16 protein-coding genes and 1 pseudogene are annotated in these 18,853 nt (G+C 74.6%); 11 read left to right on the top strand and 6 right to left on the bottom strand.

Translation table 11 applies throughout. The features are described 5' to 3' along the window. Positions 1-63 precede the first annotated feature (63 nt). Complete coding sequence (locus PV364_RS04440) at positions 64-759, top strand: hypothetical protein (protein ID WP_319658309.1); 696 nt, start codon at positions 64-66, stop codon at positions 757-759. Continuing rightward, positions 756-1,544: a glycerophosphodiester phosphodiesterase gene (locus PV364_RS04435; protein ID WP_319658308.1), complete on the top strand. Its 789-nt coding sequence runs from the start codon at positions 756-758 to the stop codon at positions 1,542-1,544. Before PV364_RS04440 ends, PV364_RS04435 begins: the two co-directional genes overlap by 4 nt. A gap of 174 nt (positions 1,545-1,718) precedes the next feature. Here PV364_RS04435 and PV364_RS41200 read toward each other — a convergent pair. Next, a pseudogene (locus PV364_RS41200) lies at positions 1,719-2,360 on the bottom strand (class F sortase); the annotation flags it as partial. A 761-nt stretch (positions 2,361-3,121) separates the two neighbouring features. Between PV364_RS41200 and PV364_RS04425 the strand changes: the two are divergent. From PV364_RS04425 to PV364_RS04410, 4 genes are all read left to right on the top strand, one after another. Then, the gene (locus tag PV364_RS04425) at positions 3,122-4,954 is read left to right on the top strand and encodes an acyltransferase family protein (protein WP_319658306.1); all 1,833 of its coding nucleotides are present in this window, start codon (positions 3,122-3,124) and stop codon (positions 4,952-4,954) included. Between the two features lie 327 nt (positions 4,955-5,281). Beyond that, on the top strand, positions 5,282-6,598 hold the full coding sequence (locus PV364_RS04420; protein ID WP_319658304.1) for a hypothetical protein: 1,317 nt from the start codon (positions 5,282-5,284) through the stop codon (positions 6,596-6,598). 113 nt (positions 6,599-6,711) lie between these two features. Beyond that, the gene (locus PV364_RS04415) at positions 6,712-8,169 is read left to right on the top strand and encodes an MFS transporter (protein WP_401974053.1); all 1,458 of its coding nucleotides are present in this window, start codon (positions 6,712-6,714) and stop codon (positions 8,167-8,169) included. 256 nt (positions 8,170-8,425) lie between these two features. Next, positions 8,426-8,800, top strand: a complete 375-nt coding sequence (locus tag PV364_RS04410; protein WP_319658303.1) for an RNA polymerase-binding protein RbpA — start codon at positions 8,426-8,428, stop codon at positions 8,798-8,800. Between the two features lie 62 nt (positions 8,801-8,862). On the opposite strand, the gene fxsA is transcribed toward PV364_RS04410, so the two are convergent. The 5 genes from fxsA to PV364_RS04385 all read right to left on the bottom strand — a co-directional run bounded on the left by fxsA (position 8,863) and on the right by PV364_RS04385 (position 14,702). Continuing rightward, positions 8,863-9,510 (bottom strand): FxsA family membrane protein, encoded by a 648-nt coding sequence (fxsA, locus tag PV364_RS04405; RefSeq protein WP_319658302.1) that lies wholly within the window; start codon positions 9,508-9,510, stop codon positions 8,863-8,865. A gap of 46 nt (positions 9,511-9,556) precedes the next feature. Further along, on the bottom strand, positions 9,557-10,351 hold the full coding sequence (locus PV364_RS04400; protein WP_319658301.1) for a polyprenol monophosphomannose synthase: 795 nt from the start codon (positions 10,349-10,351) through the stop codon (positions 9,557-9,559). After that, entirely contained in the window at positions 10,348-12,006 is a 1,659-nt protein-coding gene (lnt, locus tag PV364_RS04395; protein ID WP_319658300.1) for an apolipoprotein N-acyltransferase, read from the bottom strand. The genes PV364_RS04400 and lnt overlap by 4 nt, the downstream gene beginning before the upstream one ends. Before the next feature lie 557 nt (positions 12,007-12,563). Next, the gene (locus PV364_RS04390) at positions 12,564-14,114 is read right to left on the bottom strand and encodes an amidohydrolase (protein WP_319658358.1); all 1,551 of its coding nucleotides are present in this window, start codon (positions 14,112-14,114) and stop codon (positions 12,564-12,566) included. Between the two features lie 147 nt (positions 14,115-14,261). Then, positions 14,262-14,702 (bottom strand): Lrp/AsnC family transcriptional regulator, encoded by a 441-nt coding sequence (locus PV364_RS04385; RefSeq protein ID WP_319658299.1) that lies wholly within the window; start codon positions 14,700-14,702, stop codon positions 14,262-14,264. Positions 14,703-14,869: 167 nt separating this feature from the next. On the opposite strand from PV364_RS04385, the gene PV364_RS04380 reads away from it, so the two are divergent. The 5 genes from PV364_RS04380 to PV364_RS04360 all read left to right on the top strand — a co-directional run bounded on the left by PV364_RS04380 (position 14,870) and on the right by PV364_RS04360 (position 18,838). Next, the gene (locus PV364_RS04380) at positions 14,870-15,085 is read left to right on the top strand and encodes a hypothetical protein (RefSeq protein WP_319658298.1); all 216 of its coding nucleotides are present in this window, start codon (positions 14,870-14,872) and stop codon (positions 15,083-15,085) included. A 510-nt stretch (positions 15,086-15,595) separates the two neighbouring features. Further along, positions 15,596-16,057, top strand: coding sequence for an SRPBCC family protein (locus PV364_RS04375; protein WP_319658297.1), 462 nt, complete (start codon positions 15,596-15,598; stop codon positions 16,055-16,057). 18 nt (positions 16,058-16,075) lie between these two features. Continuing rightward, entirely contained in the window at positions 16,076-16,957 is an 882-nt protein-coding gene (locus PV364_RS04370; RefSeq protein ID WP_319658296.1) for a hypothetical protein, read from the top strand. Positions 16,958-16,967: 10 nt separating this feature from the next. Continuing rightward, on the top strand, positions 16,968-18,191 hold the full coding sequence (locus PV364_RS04365) for a glutamate--cysteine ligase (protein ID WP_319658295.1): 1,224 nt from the start codon (positions 16,968-16,970) through the stop codon (positions 18,189-18,191). Between the two features lie 170 nt (positions 18,192-18,361). Next, positions 18,362-18,838, top strand: coding sequence for a hypothetical protein (locus tag PV364_RS04360; RefSeq protein ID WP_319658294.1), 477 nt, complete (start codon positions 18,362-18,364; stop codon positions 18,836-18,838). Positions 18,839-18,853: the final 15 nt, after the last annotated feature.

The raw sequence follows: 18,853 nt of genomic DNA, 5'->3' as shown, positions 1-18,853 counted from the left end.
TTGCGACCACGACCATGCCACACAGTGTCCCGTACAGCGTCATCACGTCCAGAGGGGGGTCCTGTGGAGGGCCAATCACGCACAGCCGCCCGCACCGGCCGCAGGCTGGTGCACCTTTACGCGGGTCTGACCCTGTACGGCGCGAGCGCCGCCCTTCAGGTGCGCGCCGCGCTCGGTCTGGATCCGTGGGACGTGCTGCACCAGGGCATCTCGAAGCACACCGGCGTCAGCATCGGCCTGGTGTCGGTGGGCGTGGGGGCGCTCGTCCTGCTGCTGTGGTGGCCGCTGCGCCAGCGACCGGGCCTGGGCACCGTCTCCAATGTCTTCGTCGTCGGCCTGTCGATGGACGCGACGCTGGGGCTGCTCCCCCAGCCGCACTCCCTCGGTGTCCGCGTCCCGCTCCTGGTCGCGGGCATCGTGCTCAACGGCGTCGCGACCGGGCTGTACATCACCGCCCGCTACGGGCCGGGGCCGCGCGACGGCCTGATGACCGGACTGCACCGGCGCACCGGGCGCTCGATCCGGCTGGTGCGCACCGGGATCGAGGTCACGGTTCTGGCGGTGGGCTTCGTCCTGGGCGGCAGCGTGGGCGTCGGCACCGTGCTGTACGCGCTGTCGATCGGCCCGCTGGCCCAGTTCTTCCTGCGCGTCCTCGCGTTCCCGCGGCCCCCGGCCGAGCGGGAGGACGGGCAGGTCGTGGCCCGAGGGGGGCGGCCGGTGGCGGAGCCCGCGGGGGGACACGCGATACTGCACGAGTGACCGCGACACGCCACCCGTACCTCGACAGCCCGGCACCGATCGCCTTCGCCCACCGAGGTGGTGACGCCGGCGGCCTGGAGAACACCATGGCCGCCTTCCGGACCGCCGTCGAGGGCGGCTACCGCTACCTGGAGACGGACGTCCACCTCACGTCCGACGGGGTGCTGGTGGCCTTCCACGACGGCTCCCTGGACCGTGTCACCGACACGCGCGGCCGGATCGCCGAGCTGACCTGGGACGAGGTCCGCGAGGCCCGCGTGGCGGGCAAGGAGCCGGTGCCGCTCTTCGAGGACCTGCTCCAGGCCTTCCCCGAGGCCCGCTGGAACGTCGACGCCAAGGTGGACGAGGCCGTGGCCCCGCTGATCGCGGCGATCGGCCGCGCGGACGCCTGGGACCGGGTGTGCGTGGGCTCCTTCTCCGAGGCGCGGCTGGTCAGGGCCCGCGCGCTGGGCGGGCCGCGCATGGCCAGTTCGCTCGGCACCCGCGGCGTGGCGGACCTCCGCCTGCTGTCGGTCGGCGGCCGGGTCGCCGAGCGCTTCCTGCTCGACACGGCGGTGCGGCGCGGCGCGGTCTGCGTGCAGGTACCGGAGCGCGCGTACGGCATCCGCGTGGTCGACGCGGCGTTCCTGCGCACGGCGCACCGCCTGGGCCTCCAGGTGCACGTGTGGACGGTGAACGACGAGGCCCGGATGCACGCCCTGCTGGATCTGGGCGTGGACGCCATCATGACCGACCGGCTGGAGCTGCTGCGCTCGGTCTTCGTCGAACGCGGCGTCTGGACCTGACCTGCTGACGACCCGTCACCCCGCAGGCGTCTTCTCCTCCTTGCCGGGGGTCGCGGTCGGGCTCGCGGCGCCGGTCGTGGCGCTCTCGCCGGCCTTTCCGTCCTTGTCGGCCTTGTCGGTCCCGTCCGGCTTCCCGGGCTTCTCGGTCCCGCGGGCCTTCTCGTCGGCCGCCGACCTGGTCTTCGACATCCGGGCGAAGACCACCACGTTGCCGGAGTAGCCGCTGGCGCTGCTGTACGTGCCGCCGCAGGTGATGACCCGCAGCTCGGGGTCCTTCGTGTCCCCGTAGACCCGGTGGGCCGGGAAGCCGGTCCTGTTGAAGACCTCGATGCCGAAGATGGTGAAGACCGCGGTGGTGCCGTCGTCCCGGGCGACCTCGATGGTCGAGCCCTTCTTCAGCGCGCCGAGGCTGTAGAAGACGGCGGGGCCGCTCATGTTGTCGACGTGGCCGACGATGACCGAGGCGCCGCGCGCCCCGGGGCTCACCGAATCCTTGTACCAGGCGGCCTCGTTCTTCTCCTCGGGCGGCGGCGTCTCGATGACACCGTCCTTGTCCAGGCCCACGTTCATCAACGGGGCGTCCACGCCGATCGAGGGGATGCGCACACGCGTCGGCTGGGCCGGCGGCAGCGGGGGCGGCGCCTTGATGCCGGAGCCCGCACCGCCCGCACTGCCCGCCAGGGCCGCGGAGGCGGCCGTGGGCTGGGGCGGACCGCCCGACCCCAGGAAGCCGTCGAAGGTCAGCACGAGCCCGGTCACCACGACCGCGCCCACCGCCACCCCGGCGACCCGCCGTCCGCGCCGCGTGAGGCGCAGCGGCGGCGGCTGCTGGTGACGGCGTACGGCGGGCCGGGCGGCAGCACCGGCCCGCGGACGCCCGGCCCCGACCGCGGCCCCGGCCCCGGCCCCGGTGGCACGGACGGCGGGACGCGGCGGATTCCCCCGCCCGGCGGGTGCCTTGGGAACCTTGGGGGCGGCGGCCCGGGTGTCCGGGGTCGCGGGACGGCTCTTCGCGGCGGGACGGGCCCTCGCAGCGGAACGGTCCTTGACCTCCTTGGGCTCCTTGGCCTCCTGGCGGGACTTGGCGGCGGGCGCGCCCTGGGCGCGCGACTTCGGCGCCGGCTCGGACGCGCGGCCGGTCTTCGCCTTCTGCCGCGGGCGCGGCGCGGGCTCCGGCTTGCCGCGCTGCCGGCCGGCACGGCCCGGCGCCTTCGAGGCCGGGCGGGGGCGCGCGGGCGCCCGGGGCACCTCGTCCTCCCACGAGGCCGGGAGCGGCTGACCGAACCAGGGGTCGGGCTGCCCGTACCAGGCATCGGGATGTCCGTACCACGGCACGGGAGTGGTGTGCTCCCCGGGATAGTGATCCATCACAGTCCTTCAGCTTCGGCAGCCAGGTGCGTGACGGCACATGACGGCCCGTCATACACGACCGTAGGACGGGAGCGCGCGGACCGCATTCGGAGGAGTGCGAACGGGGCAATCCGCACCTCACCCGATCGGGTAGAGCGGGTGAGGCAGCGGGTCCAATCGGGCGCTGCCGGGATGCGGAGCCCGCCCGGGGTACCGACCGTGGCCTGATGAACACTCAGCACCCGCGTGCACAGGGTCTCGACGGTCTGCGCGCACTGGCCGTGACGGCGGTCGTCGTGTACCACGTGCACGCCCCGTGGCTGCCGGGCGGCTTCCTGGGCGTGGACCTCTTCTTCGTCCTCTCCGGCTACCTGATCACCAGTCTGCTCGCCGCCGACCGCTGGCGGGGCGGGCGCCTGCGGCTCGTCGCCTTCTGGCGGCGCCGCGCACTGCGGCTGCTGCCCGTGCTGTGGCTGGTCCTGGCGGTCACCGCGTGCGCGGCGACACTGGTCGGCGGGGACGGGCGGCGTGACCTGCGGGGAGCGGTGGCCGCGGCGCTCACCTACCGCAGCAACTGGTGGCAGCTCGGACGGCACGACATGTACTTCGCGCAGTTCGGCGCCGAACCGCCGCTGCGGCATCTGTGGTCACTGGCGGTCGAGGAACAGTTCTACGTGGCCTGGCCGCTGCTGCTGTGGGCGCTGATGGCGGTGGTGCGCCGGCAATGGGCGCAGGCGGCGATCGTGGCGGTGCCGGCTGCCGCGTCCTTCACGGCGATGGCGCTGCTCCACGTACCGGGCACCGACCCCTCCCGCGTGTACTACGGAACGGACACGCACGGCGGCGGACTGCTGCTCGGTGCGGCGGTCGCGCTCGTCCTCCCCCTGTCGCGGGCCGGGACGATGCGCCGGGCCGGATATGTGCGGGCCATCGACGCGCTGGGCGCGGCGGGGCTGGCCCTGCTGGCCGGGGCGGCCCTGCTCGTGTCGGGGACCTCGGCCTTCGTGTACCGGGGCGGCCTCGTGCCCGTGTGCCTGGCGGCGGCCGCGCTCACGGTCGCGGCGGGGGGCCCCGGGAGGGTCGCCCGGCTGCTCGCGTGGCGGCCGCTGGCCTGGACCGGACGCCGCTCGTACGGGATCTACCTGTGGCACTGGCCGGTCCTCGCCTGCCTGGTCAACGCCGCGCCGGAGGCGCTGGGTTCGCCCTTCGCGCGGTGCGCGGCGCTGACCGTGCCGGTGGCCCTGGCCGCGGTGTCGTACCGCGTCCTGGAGGAGCCGCTGCTGCGGCTCGGCGTGCGCGGGTACGCCGAGTTGTGCAGCACGTTCCTGCGGCGGGCATGGGTCGCCCGGCCCCGCCTGGTACTGGGAACGGCGGCCGCGGGTGTCGCGGTGGCGTGCGTGGGTTACGTCGGTGTGCTGCGGGCGCCGTCAGGCGGCGGACTGCAGTCGCAGATCGCCTCGGGCGAGCGCGTGGTCGCGGCGGCGCCGGCGTCGCCGCCGGCACGGCCCGCCGTGCCGCTCCGCGCACTGCGCCCGGACCGCCGGGAGGACGCGCCGGACACCGGGGAGGGCGGCGCACCGGAGGTGACCGGCGCCGACATCACGGCGGTGGGCGACTCGGTGATGCTGGCCTCGGCCGACGCCCTGCAGGAGCTGCTGCCCGGCATCGCCGTCGACGCCGTGGTGGGCCGTCAGATGAACGCCGCACCAGAGGTTTTGGAGCGGCTGCGGGACACCGGGCGGCTGCGCCGTGTGGTCGTCGTCGGGCTCGGGACGAACGGCGACGTGTCCCGGGAGACCCTCGACCGGGTGGTGCGGATCGCCGGCCCCGGACGGCTGGTCGCGTTCGTGGACGTCCGGGCACCCCGGTCCTGGGAGGGCCGGGTGAACAGTGCGCTGAGGGAGGAGGTGCGCGAACACCCCGGATCCGTGCTGGTCCCGTGGCGTGCCGTGATCGCCGGGCACCCGCAGTGGCTGTGGGGGGACCGCATCCACCCCCGCCCCGAGGGCGCCCGCCTGTATGCGCGGACCCTCTCCGCCGCGGTGGGTGCCGGTATCTGACGCACCGTCCACACACGGACGGCACCCGACGTTCTGACGGTGCATCGGACCGCGTCCGGTCCGCCCCCTCTCACACCAAGATCCTCTGACAATCAGTCACCCGTTTGACGATCTCTTCACATTTTTCTGACGCGGCTCCAGATATGTCGCTGACCTGCGGCAACCGCGAACGGGCGGGGAGCCTGATGCCCCGTCCGGAGCAACGCGGGAGGCCGTTCCAAGGTGCGCCCGTATCCGGGTCCTCGTGCCATGGGAGCAAGGACGCGGTCGCAGTTCGTGTCACGGGAAGCCAGTCCCACCTGCCCCGTCCGCAAGGAGGTTCACCCCATGCGTGCTTCACGCATCATGGCCGGGGCGGCGATGACCGTAGCCGCAGTCGTCCTGCCAACAAACGCTATCGCGGCCCCTGGCGTCGGGCTCTCGAGCTACCGGGTCTCCCCCGGTGACCTCGTCACGGTCACCGTCGCCAACTGCGTGAGCGACACCGTCATCACCACCAGCATCCCCGAGCGCCCGACCGTGGCGGTCAGCTCGACCGGCGGCGGCGCCAGCTTCACCGTCCCGGCCGCCACGCCCCCGGGCACGTACAACGTGACCGTCGACTGCACCGAGCCGGCCGGCCAGGACACCGGCCCGAGCGTCGTGCAGCTGACCGTTCGCGCCATCGACGGGAACGGCAACGGCCCGGCCGGCGGCAACGGGAACGGGAACGCCAACGGCGGTGACCGTGACCGCGGCGACGACCGGGGCGACGGCCGCGGCGACGACCGCGACCGCGGTGACGACCGCGGGGACGACCGCGGGGACCGCGGCGACGACCACGGCGACCGCGGCGACGACCGGGGCCGGGACCACGGCGACCGGGGCTACGGCCATGGCGGGCACGGCGGTTACGGACACGGCCGCGGCGGCTACGGCGACAACTGCGAGTCGTGGTGGGGCGGTGGCCGTGACGGCTACGGCCGCGGCGGCGAGGGCGGCCGTGGTGGCGACGGCGGTTACGGCGGCGGCCGCGGCGACGACCGTGGTGACGGCGGACGCGGCGACGACGGCGGCCGCGGCGACAACGGTGGTCGCGGCGACGACGGCGGCCGGGGCGACAACGGCGGTCGCGGCGACGACGGCGGCCGCGGGGACAACGGCGGCCGGGGCGACAACGGCAACGGCGGCCCCGTCCTCAACGGCGCCGGCGCGGGCGCCGGCCTCAACAACACCGGCAGCCAGGGCCTGGGCCTGAACGACGGCGCGGGCACGGACCTGGCCGACGGCCGCAACATGGACGACGGCGGCTTCGGCCGCGGCGGCGACGACCGCGGTGACTTCGGCGGCGGTCGTGGCGGTGAGGGCGGCCGTGGCGGCGACGGCGGTTACGGCGGCGGCCGCGGCGGCGAAGGCGGTTACGGCGGCGGCCGTGGCGGCGGCCGCGGCGGCTGCTGGGGTGGTGGCGGCGGCGGTATCGGCGGCGGCATCGGTGGTGGCGGTATCGGCGGCGGCGGCCCGATCGGCGCCCCGAACACCGGTCTCGGCGGTTCGATCGGCATGAACACCCCCGAGACGATCGTGGGTGGCGCGCTGCTGGCCACGGGTGCCGGTGCCACCTTCTGGGTGCTGCGTCGTCGCCGCACGAACGGCGGCAAGGCCTGATCGTTGCGGACCTCCGCGATCCGGGCATAGCGCCCCTGCCCCCGGGCCGCCCAAGTGGCGCCCGGGGGCAGTCATGTGTGCTGGCTCTCACTCGGCCGTCCGCTGATGGCATCATGCCGATCACATCGGCACGGCGCACGGACACGGAACGGCGGGCACAAGTGGTGAGCACGGACGAGGTGCGGGACACGGCGGCGGGCGACGGCGCCGTGGCGGCCGCGGGGGAACGGCGCCGCGAGCAACGCGGCTGGTACTTCTACGACTGGGCCAACTCGGTGTTCTCCACCAGCGTCATCACGGTCTTCCTGGGCCCCTATCTCACCGACATCGCCGAGGCCGCCGCCGACCCCGACGGCTACGTCCGCCCGCTCGGGATACCCGTGCGGGCCGGCGCCTACTTCGCGTACGTCATCTCCGCCTCCGTGCTGCTGTCGGTCCTGGTGATGCCGCTGGCCGGGGCGATCGCGGACCGCACCGGCCGCAAGAAGGCGCTCATGGGGGTCTTCGCCTACACCGGGGCCGCCGCGACCACCGCCATGTTCTTCGTGGGCGGTGACCGCTATCTCCTGGGCGGCGCACTGCTGATCGTCGCCAACGTCGCGTTCGCGGCCTCGGTCGTCCTCTACAACGCGTTCCTGCCGCAGATCGCCGAGCCCCACGAGCGGGACGCGGTGTCCTCGCGCGGCTGGGCGTTCGGCTACGCCGCCGGCGCGCTGATGCTGGTCGCCAACCTCGCCCTCTTCCTCGGCCACGACGCCGTCGGCCTGTCCAAGGGCACGGCGGTGCGGATCTGCCTCGCGTCCGCGGGGCTCTGGTGGGCGGGCTTCACGATCGTGCCGCTGCTGCGGCTGCGCGATCGTCTCGACGGGGCGGCCGGGGCGGTCACCACGGCCGGGGCCGTCAGCACCCGGGCCGGATCCTGGGGGCTGCGCCAGGGCTGGCGCCAGCTCGCCGACACCGTCCGGGACATGCGCCGCTACCCGCTCACGCTCGGCTTCCTGCTGGCCTACCTCATCTACAACGACGGCATCCAGACGGTGATCTCCCAGGCCTCCGTCTACGGCTCCGAGGAACTGGACCTGGACCAGACCACGCTGATCGGCGCGATCCTGCTGGTGCAGGTGCTGGCCGTCTTCGGCGCCCTGCTGCTCGGCCGGCTCGCCGCGCGGTACGGGACGCACCGCACCGTGCTCGGCTCGCTGGTCGCCTGGACGATCACCCTGGCGGCCGGCTTCTTCCTGCCCGCCGGCCGGCCGGTGGGCTTCTTCCTCCTGGCCGCGGCCATCGGCATGGTGCTGGGCGGCAGCCAGGCGCTGTCGCGCTCGCTCTTCTCCCACCTCGTGCCGCGCGGCAAGGAGGCCGAGTACTACTCGGTGTACGAGGTGAGCGACCGCGGGACGAGCTGGCTCGGGCCGCTGCTGTTCGGGCTGACGTACCAGCTCAGCGGCAGCTACCGGGAAGCGATCATCTCGCTGGTGGTCTTCTTCGCGATCGGCTTCGTCCTGCTGCTGCGGGTGCCGATGCGACGGGCGGTGGCGGCCGCGGGCAATCCGGTCCCCGAGACGATTTAGCCCCTCGGAGTGCGACGCGGTAGTGTACGCCGTTGGTTCGACGGATGGACCGTTACTGCGCGCTAAAGATATCAGAACGCAGGGTGACATCTTTCGCGAGATGTGACAAAACGGGCGCCGATGGGTACAAAAAGGGGCGGCACGACGGGCGACGCACCTCCCGATACGGGAATCTTCACCGCCGACCGGACGTTGACCGGATGACGACGACAGCGACACCTGTCCTGTGGGCGACACAGCCCGGGAGGCACGATTCATGAGTGAGCGAGCTCTCCGCGGCACGCGACTCGGGGCGACGAGCTACGAGACCGACCGCGGCATCGATCTGGCACCTCGCCAGACCGTTGAGTACGCATGCCGGAACGGCCATCGATTCGAGATGCCGTTCTCGGTGGAGGCCGAGATTCCGCCGGAGTGGGAGTGCCGGGCCTGTGGCCAGGTGGCACTTCTGGTCGACGGAGAGAGCCCGGAGGAGAAGACGAGCAAGCCCGCGCGTACGCACTGGGACATGCTCATGGAGCGGCGTACGGTCGAGGAGCTGGAGGAAGTTCTGGCCGAACGGCTGGCCGTCCTGCGCTCCGGCGCGATGAACATCGCCGTTCATCCGCGCGACAACCGCAAGACCGCCTGACAGAAGGTAGCGGGCCCGTGAGGGGCGGGCCCGGTCCGACGTGCGCCCCGGCGAACGTGGCCTCAGTGCCGCGTCCCGGGGTTTTCGTTGTCCTCGCCCGGTCCCCGGTCCACCACCTCGCCCTGGATGACCTTGCCGTCCGGGCGGTGGATGCGGATCTGCGTCTCCGCGTCGCGGGCCTGCCGGAAGAGGTCGCCGAGCGAACCCTGCTCCTGGGGGTGGGCGGCCACCCTGCGTTCCAGCGCGCGCCCGCCGAGACGCGTCAGCAACGAGCGGGTCGGCGGGAAGAGGAAGAGCAGACCGGCCACGTCCGAGATCAGGCCGGGCACCATCAGCAGCAGGCCGCCGGTCAGCAGCGCGCCCGCGCCGCCCTTGCCCTTGCCGCCCCTGGTGTCCTCGCCGGCCCGGTGGCCGGCCTCGTTCCCCTCCTGGCCGGGCGGCGTCGCCGCGCGCACCGCCTCGCTCAGCGACCGCCAGGCGCTGCGGCCCGCGTTGCGTATCGCCAGGCCGCCCAGGACCAGGCCCGCGACGAGCAGCAGCAGGACGGTCAGACCGCCGGCCGCCCTGCCCACCAGGATCAGCAGCCAGATCTCCAGCAGGGCGTACACGGCCGCGGCCAGGGGAATCCAGCGCCGGCCGCGGGAGCGCCCCTGCTCTGTCTGCTGCTGCGGTCCACCGGACCCGTCCGGCGGCGGGGTGCTGATCGTCATAGGCCCCATTGTGCCTGGTCGCCGCCGAACGCCCCGAGCGCCCCGGTCAGCTCTTGCGCCGGGCCTCCGTGAACCGCCGCACGCGGGAGCCCACACCCCAGGCGGTGACCCGCCACAGGGCCTCCACCACGATGTCCCGGCTCATCTTGCTGTCGCCGCGCTCGCGCTCGACGAAGGTGATGGGCACCTCGACGACGTGGAAGCCGGCCTTCACCGCGCGCCAGGCGAGGTCGACCTGGAAGCAGTACCCCTGCGAGGCGACCTCGTCCATGCCGAGGCCGAGCAGCGTCTCCTTGCGGAAGGCCCGGTAGCCGCCGGTCACGTCGCGCAGCGGCACGTCGAGCAGGAAGCGCGAGTAGGTGCTGCCGCCGCGGGACAGGTACTCGCGGGACTTGGGCCAGTTGACCACCCGGCCGCCGGGGATCCAGCGCGAACCGAGCACGACGTCGGCGCCCTTGAGGGCGGTCAGCAGCCGCGGCAGCTCCTCGGGCTGGTGGGAACCGTCGGCGTCCATCTCGACCAGGACGCCGTAGCCCTGGTCGATGCCCCAGCGGAAGCCCGCGAGGTAGGCGGCGCCGAGGCCCTCCTTGCCCTTGCGGTGCAGCACGTGCACGTGGTCGTCGACGACGGCCAGCTCGTCCGCGAGCTTGCCCGTGCCGTCGGGGCTGTTGTCGTCGGCGACAAGGACGTGCGCCTCCGGTACGGCAGCCCGGACCCGGCTCACGATCGGCTTGATGTTGTCGGCCTCGTTGTACGTCGGAATGATCACGAGAACCGTGCCGAGCGGCCCGTAGGCGCTCCCCGGGGCCGTACCGCGGGTGACCCCACCGCCAACGCTCACTGCTGCTCCTCCATTTCCTTGCTGTCTCGCCTGCCCAGCACGAACGCCGCGACGCACGACAGGAGGCCAACCATAGCGAGCACCCATTCGGGAGCGTCGCCGACGCGGTCGGCCACGGTCAGTTCGTCCCTCAGCGGCAGCTGAGCGCTGAGCACGTCCTGCGTGAACTCCCGCGTCCGCTGCTCGATCCGGCCGTCGGGGGCGACCACGGCGGTGATGCCGCTCGTGGCGGCCGTGACGACGGCACGGCCGTGCTCCACCGCCCGCAGCTGCGACATGGCCAGCTGCTGCTCGGGCTGGCCGGTGCGGCCGTACGTCGCGTTGTTGGTCTGGATGATCAGCGCGCGGGCACCCGCGGCGACGGTGTCGTGCACGATGCCGTCGTAGGCGACCTCGAAGCAGATCACGTCGCCCAGCCGGGCCGGGCCGATCTGCAGCACCCCGCTGTGCTTGCCGGGGTAGAAGTCGCGCGGGATCTGGTCCAGGCGCTTGATGACCTTGGTGAGCTCCTGGCGGAACGGCACGTACTCGCCGAACGGCACCGGGTGCTGCTTGGTGTACGAGGCGCCGGGGCCGGTCATCGGGTCCCAGACGATGCCCTCGTTCTGCACATGGGTGGCGTCCGGGCCGTTGACCAGCGCGCCGACGAGCACCGGGACCCCGATGGCCTGGACGGCCCTGGTGATCAGCGCGTAGGCCTGGGGCTCGGCGAACGGGTCCATGTCGGAGGAGTTCTCCGGCCAGATCACCAGGTCCGGCTTGGGGGCCCGCCCCGCCTTGACGTCCGCGGCGAGCTTCAGCGTCGCCTCGACGTGGTTGTTGAGGATCTTCAGCGGCCGGCCGAGGAAGTCCAGGCCCGGCTGCTGGACGTTGCCCTGCACTATGGCGACCCGGACGGTGTCGTCGGCCTTGGTCGGGACCGGTACGGCCCAGCCCGCCGCGAAGACGGCGACCGCCGCAACGCCCGCCGCGGCCACCGGCAGGAAGCGCCGCCCGCCGAACACGACCGGGCCGGTGCGCAGCCGCCACACGGCGACGGCGGCCGCGGCGAGCAGGGAGCCGCACAGCGCCACGGCGAAGGTCACCAGCGGGGCCCCGCCGAGCGCCGCCAGGCGCGTGAACGGCGAGGAGGTGTTGGCGAACGCCAGCCGCCCCCACGGGAAGCCGCCGAACGGCAGGCGGTCCCGGGCGAGTTCCTCGGCGACCCACAGGCAGGCGCCCCACAGCGGCCAGGCCCGAAGCCGCGACGTCACGGCCAAGGCGGCGCCGAGCAGCGCGACGAAGGCGGCCTCGATCACCGACAGGCCGACGACGGCGTCGTAGCCGATCACCCGCAGCCACAGCAGCAGCCAGAGGAAGAACGGCAGGCCGAAGGCGAAGCCGAGCCAGGCGCCCTGACGGCCCGTACGGCCCCGGGTCAGCAGCGCGAGTCCCGCCACCGCGGCGATCGACAACGGCCACAGCCCGTACGGGGGGAAGGCCGCCGCGAGCCCCAGGCCGCACACGGCCGCGATCGCCGACCGCCGCGCGTGCCGGCGCACGGAGCGCCGCACGCGGGCCAGTCGCCCCGGGGCGGCGGCCGCCGCCGGGCGGGCCTCATCGGTCGTCGCCGTCGGCGCGGCGGTCGCCGTCGCGGCGTCGGAACGCGGTCGCACGTTCGCGGCCTTCCTGCAGGTGGGCACTGTGAGAAGTGACGGTACCCCGGATGGCGCCCGGCGCGGACCCCGGGCAGGCAAAGCGGGCGGCACGACGCGCCGACGCGCCGACGTCCCGGTCCGCGGGGCAACGGCCCCGCGGAGGGGGACGGGAGAGGAGGGGGGCTCGGGGCCCGGAGCGCCCTTCGGGCCGACCTGGGACCCGCTGGCTGCGGATCGGCGACAAGGCCGTTGTCTACTGGGCGTCCGGGCCCCTCCCGGTCACACCTGCCGGCCGGGCGAGCCCGTTCCGTACCGCGGACGCTGGACCTGGCTTCCAGGCGCGCGTGCCGTTGCGGCGCGACGCCCCGTGGCCCAGCGGCGGTCGCCGGACGCGTGGAGGCCTCCGGTCGGACGTCCGGTGGTGGACCCGGCCGAACCTACTCGCCCCCGACCGTCGCCTGTCAACAGCCGTTTGACCTGCGCGGATTGACCAAATCAGCAGGTCAAGCGCGGGCCGCGGACCGTGTCACGCCATGCCCAGGGAGAACCGTTCGGCCGCATCGCGCGGGGTCGCGTCACTCGTTCGGCCGGGCGAAGACGGTGCGACCGCCGACGACGGTGCGCAGGGCGGTGGGCAGCGGCAGGTCCGGGCTGAGGTCGGGCAGGCCCGGGGTGCCGGAGCGCGGGTCCGTGGACCAGTTGGCGACGCGGTCGTCCGGGGCCTGGACGACGAGGTCGCCGGCCCGCCAGACGACGTAGTCGGCGGGCGCGCCCGGGACGAGCACGCCCGCGTCGTCGCGGCCGGCGGCGCGCCACCCGCCCCGGGTGTGGGCGTTGAAGGCGCCCCGTGCCGAGATGCGGTGGTCCAGGGTCCGGTGGAACGCGGCGGCGCGGACCGTCCCCCAGGGGTCGAGCGGCGTGACGGGGCTGTCGGAGCCGAGCGCCAGCGGCACCCCGGCACGGGTCATCGCGGCGAAGGGGTTCAGCGTGCGGGCCCGGTCCGCGCCCAGGCGCCGGGCGTACATGCCGTCCTCGCCGCCCCACGCCGCGTCGAAGGCGGGCTGCACGGAGGCGACGAGCCCCAGTTCGGCGAAGGCGGCGATGGTGTCCCCGGTCATCATCTCGGCGTGCTCGACCCGGTGGCGCAGGGCGCGCACCCGGTCCAGACCGACGCGCCCGGCGGCCTCGCGCACGCCCTCGGCGACTGCGGCGACCGCGGCGTCCCCGATGGCGTGGAAGCCGGCCTGCACGCCCGCCGCGGTGCACAGCGCGACGTGCTCCGCAACGGCCGCGGCATCGAGGTACCCGGTCCCGCTGGTGCCGGGCGCGTCGGCGTACGGGGCGTGGAGGCAGGCGGTGCGGGAGCCGATCGAGCCGTCCACGAAGAGGTCGCCGCCCGCCCCGACGGCTCCCAGGTCGCGCAGGCGCTCCAGGTCCTTCTGGCCGGTGACGGCCTCGGCCCAGTATCCGAGGACGTGCGGGCCCGGCTCGTCGGCCGCCAGGCGCAGCAGCGCGGTCAGGTCGTCCTCGGAGGAGATCTCGGGCCCCGCGCACTCGTGGACGGCCCCGATGCCGAGCGAGGCGGCGTGCGCGAGCGCGGCCCGCTGGGCGGCGGCCCGCTGCGCGGGGGTGACCGCGGCGTACGCGGCGCGGCGTACCGCGTGGTGCGCGTCGCGCGTGAGCGGCCCGGCGCCGTCGTGGCCGGCCAGCGCCTCGACGCCGGGCACCAGTGCCAGGAGAGCGGTGGTCACGGCCGCGGAGTGCACGTCCGCGCGGGTCAGGTACAGCGGGCGGCCACCGGTGGCGGCGTCGAGTTCGGCGCGGGTCGGCGGGCGCTGCTCGGGCCAGCGGGACTCGTCCCAGCCGTGGCCGAGCAGGACGCGGTGGCCGGGGTTGGCCCGAGCGTGGGCACCCACCCGGTCCAGTGCCTCGGCGAGCGTGCCGGCCCCGGCGAGGTCCAGGCCGGTGAGGGCCAGGCCGGTCGCGGTGGTGTGCACGTGCGCGTCGGTGAACGCCGGGGTGACCAGCGCGCCGGCGAGGTCGACGACCTCGTCGACGCCCTCCGCGAAGGAGTCCGCGGCGCCCTCGGAGCCGAGCCACGCGACCGTGCCGCCGTCGACCACCATGGCGGTGGCGAAGGGGTCGGCGGGGCTGTAGACGTTGCCGCCGCGCAGCAGCACGGTGCGGGGGGTGGTCGGCTCGTTCGTGGTGTGCGGCACTGGTTTTCGCCTCGCGGGGTGGTGCGGTGTGGGAGTGCTTCGGTGGGTCGGCCCTCAGACGCGTGGCGGCCGGGCCTCGTAGGGGGTGGAGAGCACGACCGTGGTCCGGGTGGAGACCCCGGCCAGGGTGCGGATCCGCGCCAGCAGGTGTTCCAGCTCGATCGGCGTGGCCACTCGGACCTTGAGGATGTAGTTCTCCTCGCCGGCCACGCTGTGGCAGGCCTCGATCTCCGGGACCTCGGCGAGCCGGTCGGCGATGTCGTCCGGAGCGCTGGGATCGAAGGGCTTGACGGAGATGAAGGCGGTCAGCGACAGACCCACCGCGTCGGGGTCGACGATCGCGGCGTACCCGCGGATCACCCCTCGCTGCTCCAGGCGGCGGACCCGCTGGTGCACGGCCGAGGTGGACAGGCCGGTGGCCTTGCCCAGGTCGGTGTAGCTCATGCGCCCGTCGGCCACGAGAAGTTCCACGATTTGCCGGTCCAGCTCCTCCACGACCCAAGAACCTACAGGGTCCATGGTCGTCCGGGACATCCGGCCCGGTTCTCCCAGGTCCGGCCCCGGACGGCTCGCATCACGGTCAAAGCTCGCGAAACATCTGTTTCCGGCAATCCGTGACGGGGAATCCGACCTGGTGCCGAACGTCCGCGGAGGTGATGACGGTGCCGGAACGTCATGGAGGGCCACCGGGCGACGACGGCAGGTCCGCCCCCCGGGACCCGCGGGAGGACGGGGGCGGCTCCCCCGAAACCGGCGAGCTGGACGAGTTGCTGCGCTACGAACGCGAGCACGGCGACCGGCCCGCGGTGCTGCGCATGCTCCGGGCACGCCGCGAACGGCTCCGCGACGAGTGCGCCGGGGACGACGAGCACGGCTGAGGCGGTGGGCCGGTCCCACCGCGATGCGCACCCGCACAGCGGGCAGGTGCCGTCGCTCGGATCGACCGGACCCGGTGCGGTGGTGAGGCCGAACGCCACGCCCCGGGCCCGCTCCACCGCGTCCCCGGCCGCGGACCGTGCGCTGCCGCTCGCCCGGCTCCGCACGCACGCGGACGACGGCGCGCGACTCCTGCGGGAAACCGACCGCGGACCGTGCGCGTCCCGGCTCACGTCGCGAACATCGCCCGGCCCGCACCACCCGGCACCGCCCCTGGCTCGGCCGTCGCACGAAGGCGGGCAACGCTGCCCGCCGACGGCCCGGCCGACGCTGGGCCGCTCCTGCTCGCACCCACCGCGGATTCGTGTCCGTCTTCGGCTCACGTCACGAACACCACCCGACCCGCACCCCTCGGCACCGCCCCTCGCGCGGGCGCGCTCGGGACGACCGGGGTTAGGCGCACCTCCTTCGGGAAGCCGAACCACCGACGATTCCCCGAAAGGAGAAACCACATGGGCACCATCAGCGAATTCGTCGACGTCGACGTCCCGCTGCACACGGCGTACAACCAGTGGACGCAATTCGAGGAATTCCCCCAATTCATGGAGGGCGTGGAGCAGGTCACCCAGGTCGACGACCGACACAGTCACTGGGTCACCAATGTCGCGGGCTCCCGCCGGGAATTCGACACCGAGATCGTCGACCAGCTCCCCGACGAGCGCGTGGCATGGCGCACCCTGTCCGGCGACGTCAGGCAGCGCGGCGTCGTCACCTTCCAGCGGCTCGACCGGACGCACACCCGGGTCAACCTGGCCATGGAGGTCGAGACCTCGGGGCTCGCCGAGAAGGCCGCCGACGCGCTCGGGGTGCTGGACCGCCGCACCCGGGGCGACCTGCGGCGGTTCAAGAACTACATCGAGGAACGGGGCAGCGAGTCCGGCGGCTGGCGCGGCCGGGTAGCGCCGGGCGGGTGACGGTGCGACCGTGGCGCCATGACGGACCTGGACGCGGTGGCGGACGCGCTGTACGCGCTGGCGCCGGAGGACTTCACCGCCGCCCGCGACGAGCACGTCAGGAACGCCCGCCGGTCCGGGGACCGCGCCCTGGCCGCCCGGATCGCGGGACTGCGCCGGCCCTCGCTCGCGGCGTGGGCCGGGAACCTGCTCGTCCGTGAGCACGGCGACGAGGTCGCGGCCCTGCTCGGCCTCGGCGAGGCACTGCGGCGGGCCCACCGCGACCTCGACGGCGCGCAGCTGCGGGCGCTCGGCCGGCAGCAGCGGGCCCTCGTCGACGCCCTGGGCCAGCAGGCCGCCCGGCTCGCGGCCGACGCCGGGCGGCCACTGGCGGAGGCCGCGCTCGACGAGGTCCGCGGCACGCTGCACGCCGCCCTCGCCGACGCCGGCGCCGCGCGGGCCTGGGCGACCGGGCGCCTCGTGCGGCCCCTCAGCGGCACCGTCGACTTCGAGCAGGCCGTGGGGGGCGCTCCGCCGGGGGCGGTGGACGGGACGGCGGACGGGGACACCGTCGTTCCCCTGCGGTCCCGCCCGCACGACGCGGCCAGGCGCCGCCGCCGACTGGACGAGGCCCGTCGCCACGCCGAACGGGCCCGCAACGAGGCGCTGGCCCGCGACGCGGACCTCGCGGACGCCCGCACGGCACTGGACGCCGCGGCCGCCCGGCTCGGCGAGCTCGCCGAAGCCGCGCGGCGCGCGGAGGAGGACCGGCGGCGCGGCGCCGCCGACCACGAGCGGGCGCTCCGCCGGGTCGCGGACGCCGAGGAGTCGGCGCGGGCCGCCGCCGGCCAGGCGGACGCCGCCGCGACCCGGGTCGGCGAGCTCGCGGCGGACCTCGCCGGACCCGGCTCCGGCGGGTAGACGCATGAGCATGAGCAGCACTGCCGACGAGTCGCCGCCCCCGCCGGATCGGGCGGGTGGACGGGCGGCCACGACCACCCCGGACGGGAGCGCGCCACCGCTGCCAGCGGCGGCTCCGGAGCCCGGCAGGACCCTGGGGGTCGAGGAGGAGTTCCTGCTCGTGGACGCCGGCACCCGGCGGATCGCGGGGCTGGCCGGCGCCGTGATCGACCGGGCCCGCAGGACGCCCCCGCCCGCACCCGACGCGGTACTGCAGCGGGAGCTGTCCGCGGCGCAGATCGAGGCGGCCACGGGCGTGACGACGGACCTGCAGGAACTGGTCCGGCAACTCGACGGGGCACGGCGCACGCTGGCCGCCGCCGCGCGGGCCGAGGGCGGACGCCTGGTGTCGACGGGCCTGCCCGTGCTCGACGGGGCGGCGCCCGTGACCGGCGGTGAGCGGTTCACCGCGATCGCCCGGCTCTACGAGCACCAGGCGGCCTCCTACCTCGCCTGCGGCTGCCATGTGCACGTCGGGGTGGCGGACCCGGAGACGGCGGTCGCGGTGGTCAACTGGCTGCGGCCGTGGCTGCCCACGCTGCTCGCCCTGTCCGCGAACTCACCCTGGGACCGGGGCCGGGACTCGGGGTACGCGAGCTGGCGGGTCATGGATCAGGCGCGTTTCCCGGGCTCGGGGATACCGCCCCGCTTCGGCTCGGCGGCCGAGCACGCCGCGGAGGTGGCCCGGCTCGTCGAGTGCGGCGTTCTCGTGGACCCGCGGATGACCTTCTGGCTCGCCCGGCCGTCGCCGCACCTGCCGACGGTCGAGGTCCGGGTCGCGGACGCCCTCGGCACGACGTGGGAGACGGCCTTGCAGGCGGCCCTGACCCGGGCCCTCGTCGCGACCGCCCTCGCCGACCTCGCTGCCGGGCGCGAAGCGCCTCCCGTACCTCCGCAGCTCGCCTCCGCCGCCCTGTGGACCGCGGCCCGCTTCGGCCTCGACGGCCCGGCGGTCGACCCCGTGCGCGAGACCCGTGTGCCGGCCCGCGCCCTCCTCGACCGCCTCCTGGCACACCTGGCCCCCGCCCTGGAGGCCGCAGGCGACCTCCCCTTCGTCCGTGGCGCCCTCAGCGCCCTCCACCGGCACGGCACCGGTGCCGCCCGCCAGCGCGACGCCGGCACGCCGTCCGGGCCCACCGCCGCGGTCGACATGCTCGCCGCACAGACGGAGGGCGCGCTCCCGGCCGGTGGGTGAGCCGGCCGCCGTCCACCCGCATGGCCTCGGGTTTGTCCGGGTCCGGAGGGGAAAGCCGCTCCTCATGAGGCCCGTCCGGCCCGCCCCGGTGCGGGGGACACCGCGGCTCCGGGCCGCGAGCCCGTGATGTCGGCGTCCGCCCGCGCGGACCCGGGGAAGGGAGGCCCGTCATGCGCCCGGAGGTCCTGGGGATCTACCTGAACGACCATCTGGCGGGCTCCACCGCCGGCCAGCACCTCGCGCGGCATCTCGCCGAGCACCACCGCTCCTCGCCGTACGGCGGCGAACTGAGCCGCGTGGCGGACGAGATCGCGGAGGACCGGCAGGCTCTCCTCGACCTGATGGAGGCCCTGGACGTGCCGGCAAGGCGTCACAAGGTGTACGCCGGACGGCTGGCGGAGAAGGGCCGGCTGCTGAAGCTCAACGGGCGCCTGACGCGCCGTTCCGGGCTGAGCACGGTGATCGAACTGGAGACGCTCCGGCTCGGTATCGAGGGGAAAGCCCTGCTCTGGCGTACGCTGCTGTCGCTCACGCCGCACCGGGCCCTGGACGAGGCACAGCTGAAGGGCTTGCTGGAGCGGGCCCGTGAGCAGGCCGACACGGTGGAGGCCGTACGTCGTCACGCGGCCGTCGCCGCCTTCCGCTGATCGCCGAGGTGTGTG

This window comes from Streptomyces sp. MI02-7b, assembly GCF_033793585.1.
Classification (GTDB): domain Bacteria; phylum Actinomycetota; class Actinomycetes; order Streptomycetales; family Streptomycetaceae; genus Actinacidiphila.
This window is presented reverse-complemented; position numbering and strand designations above follow the sequence as displayed.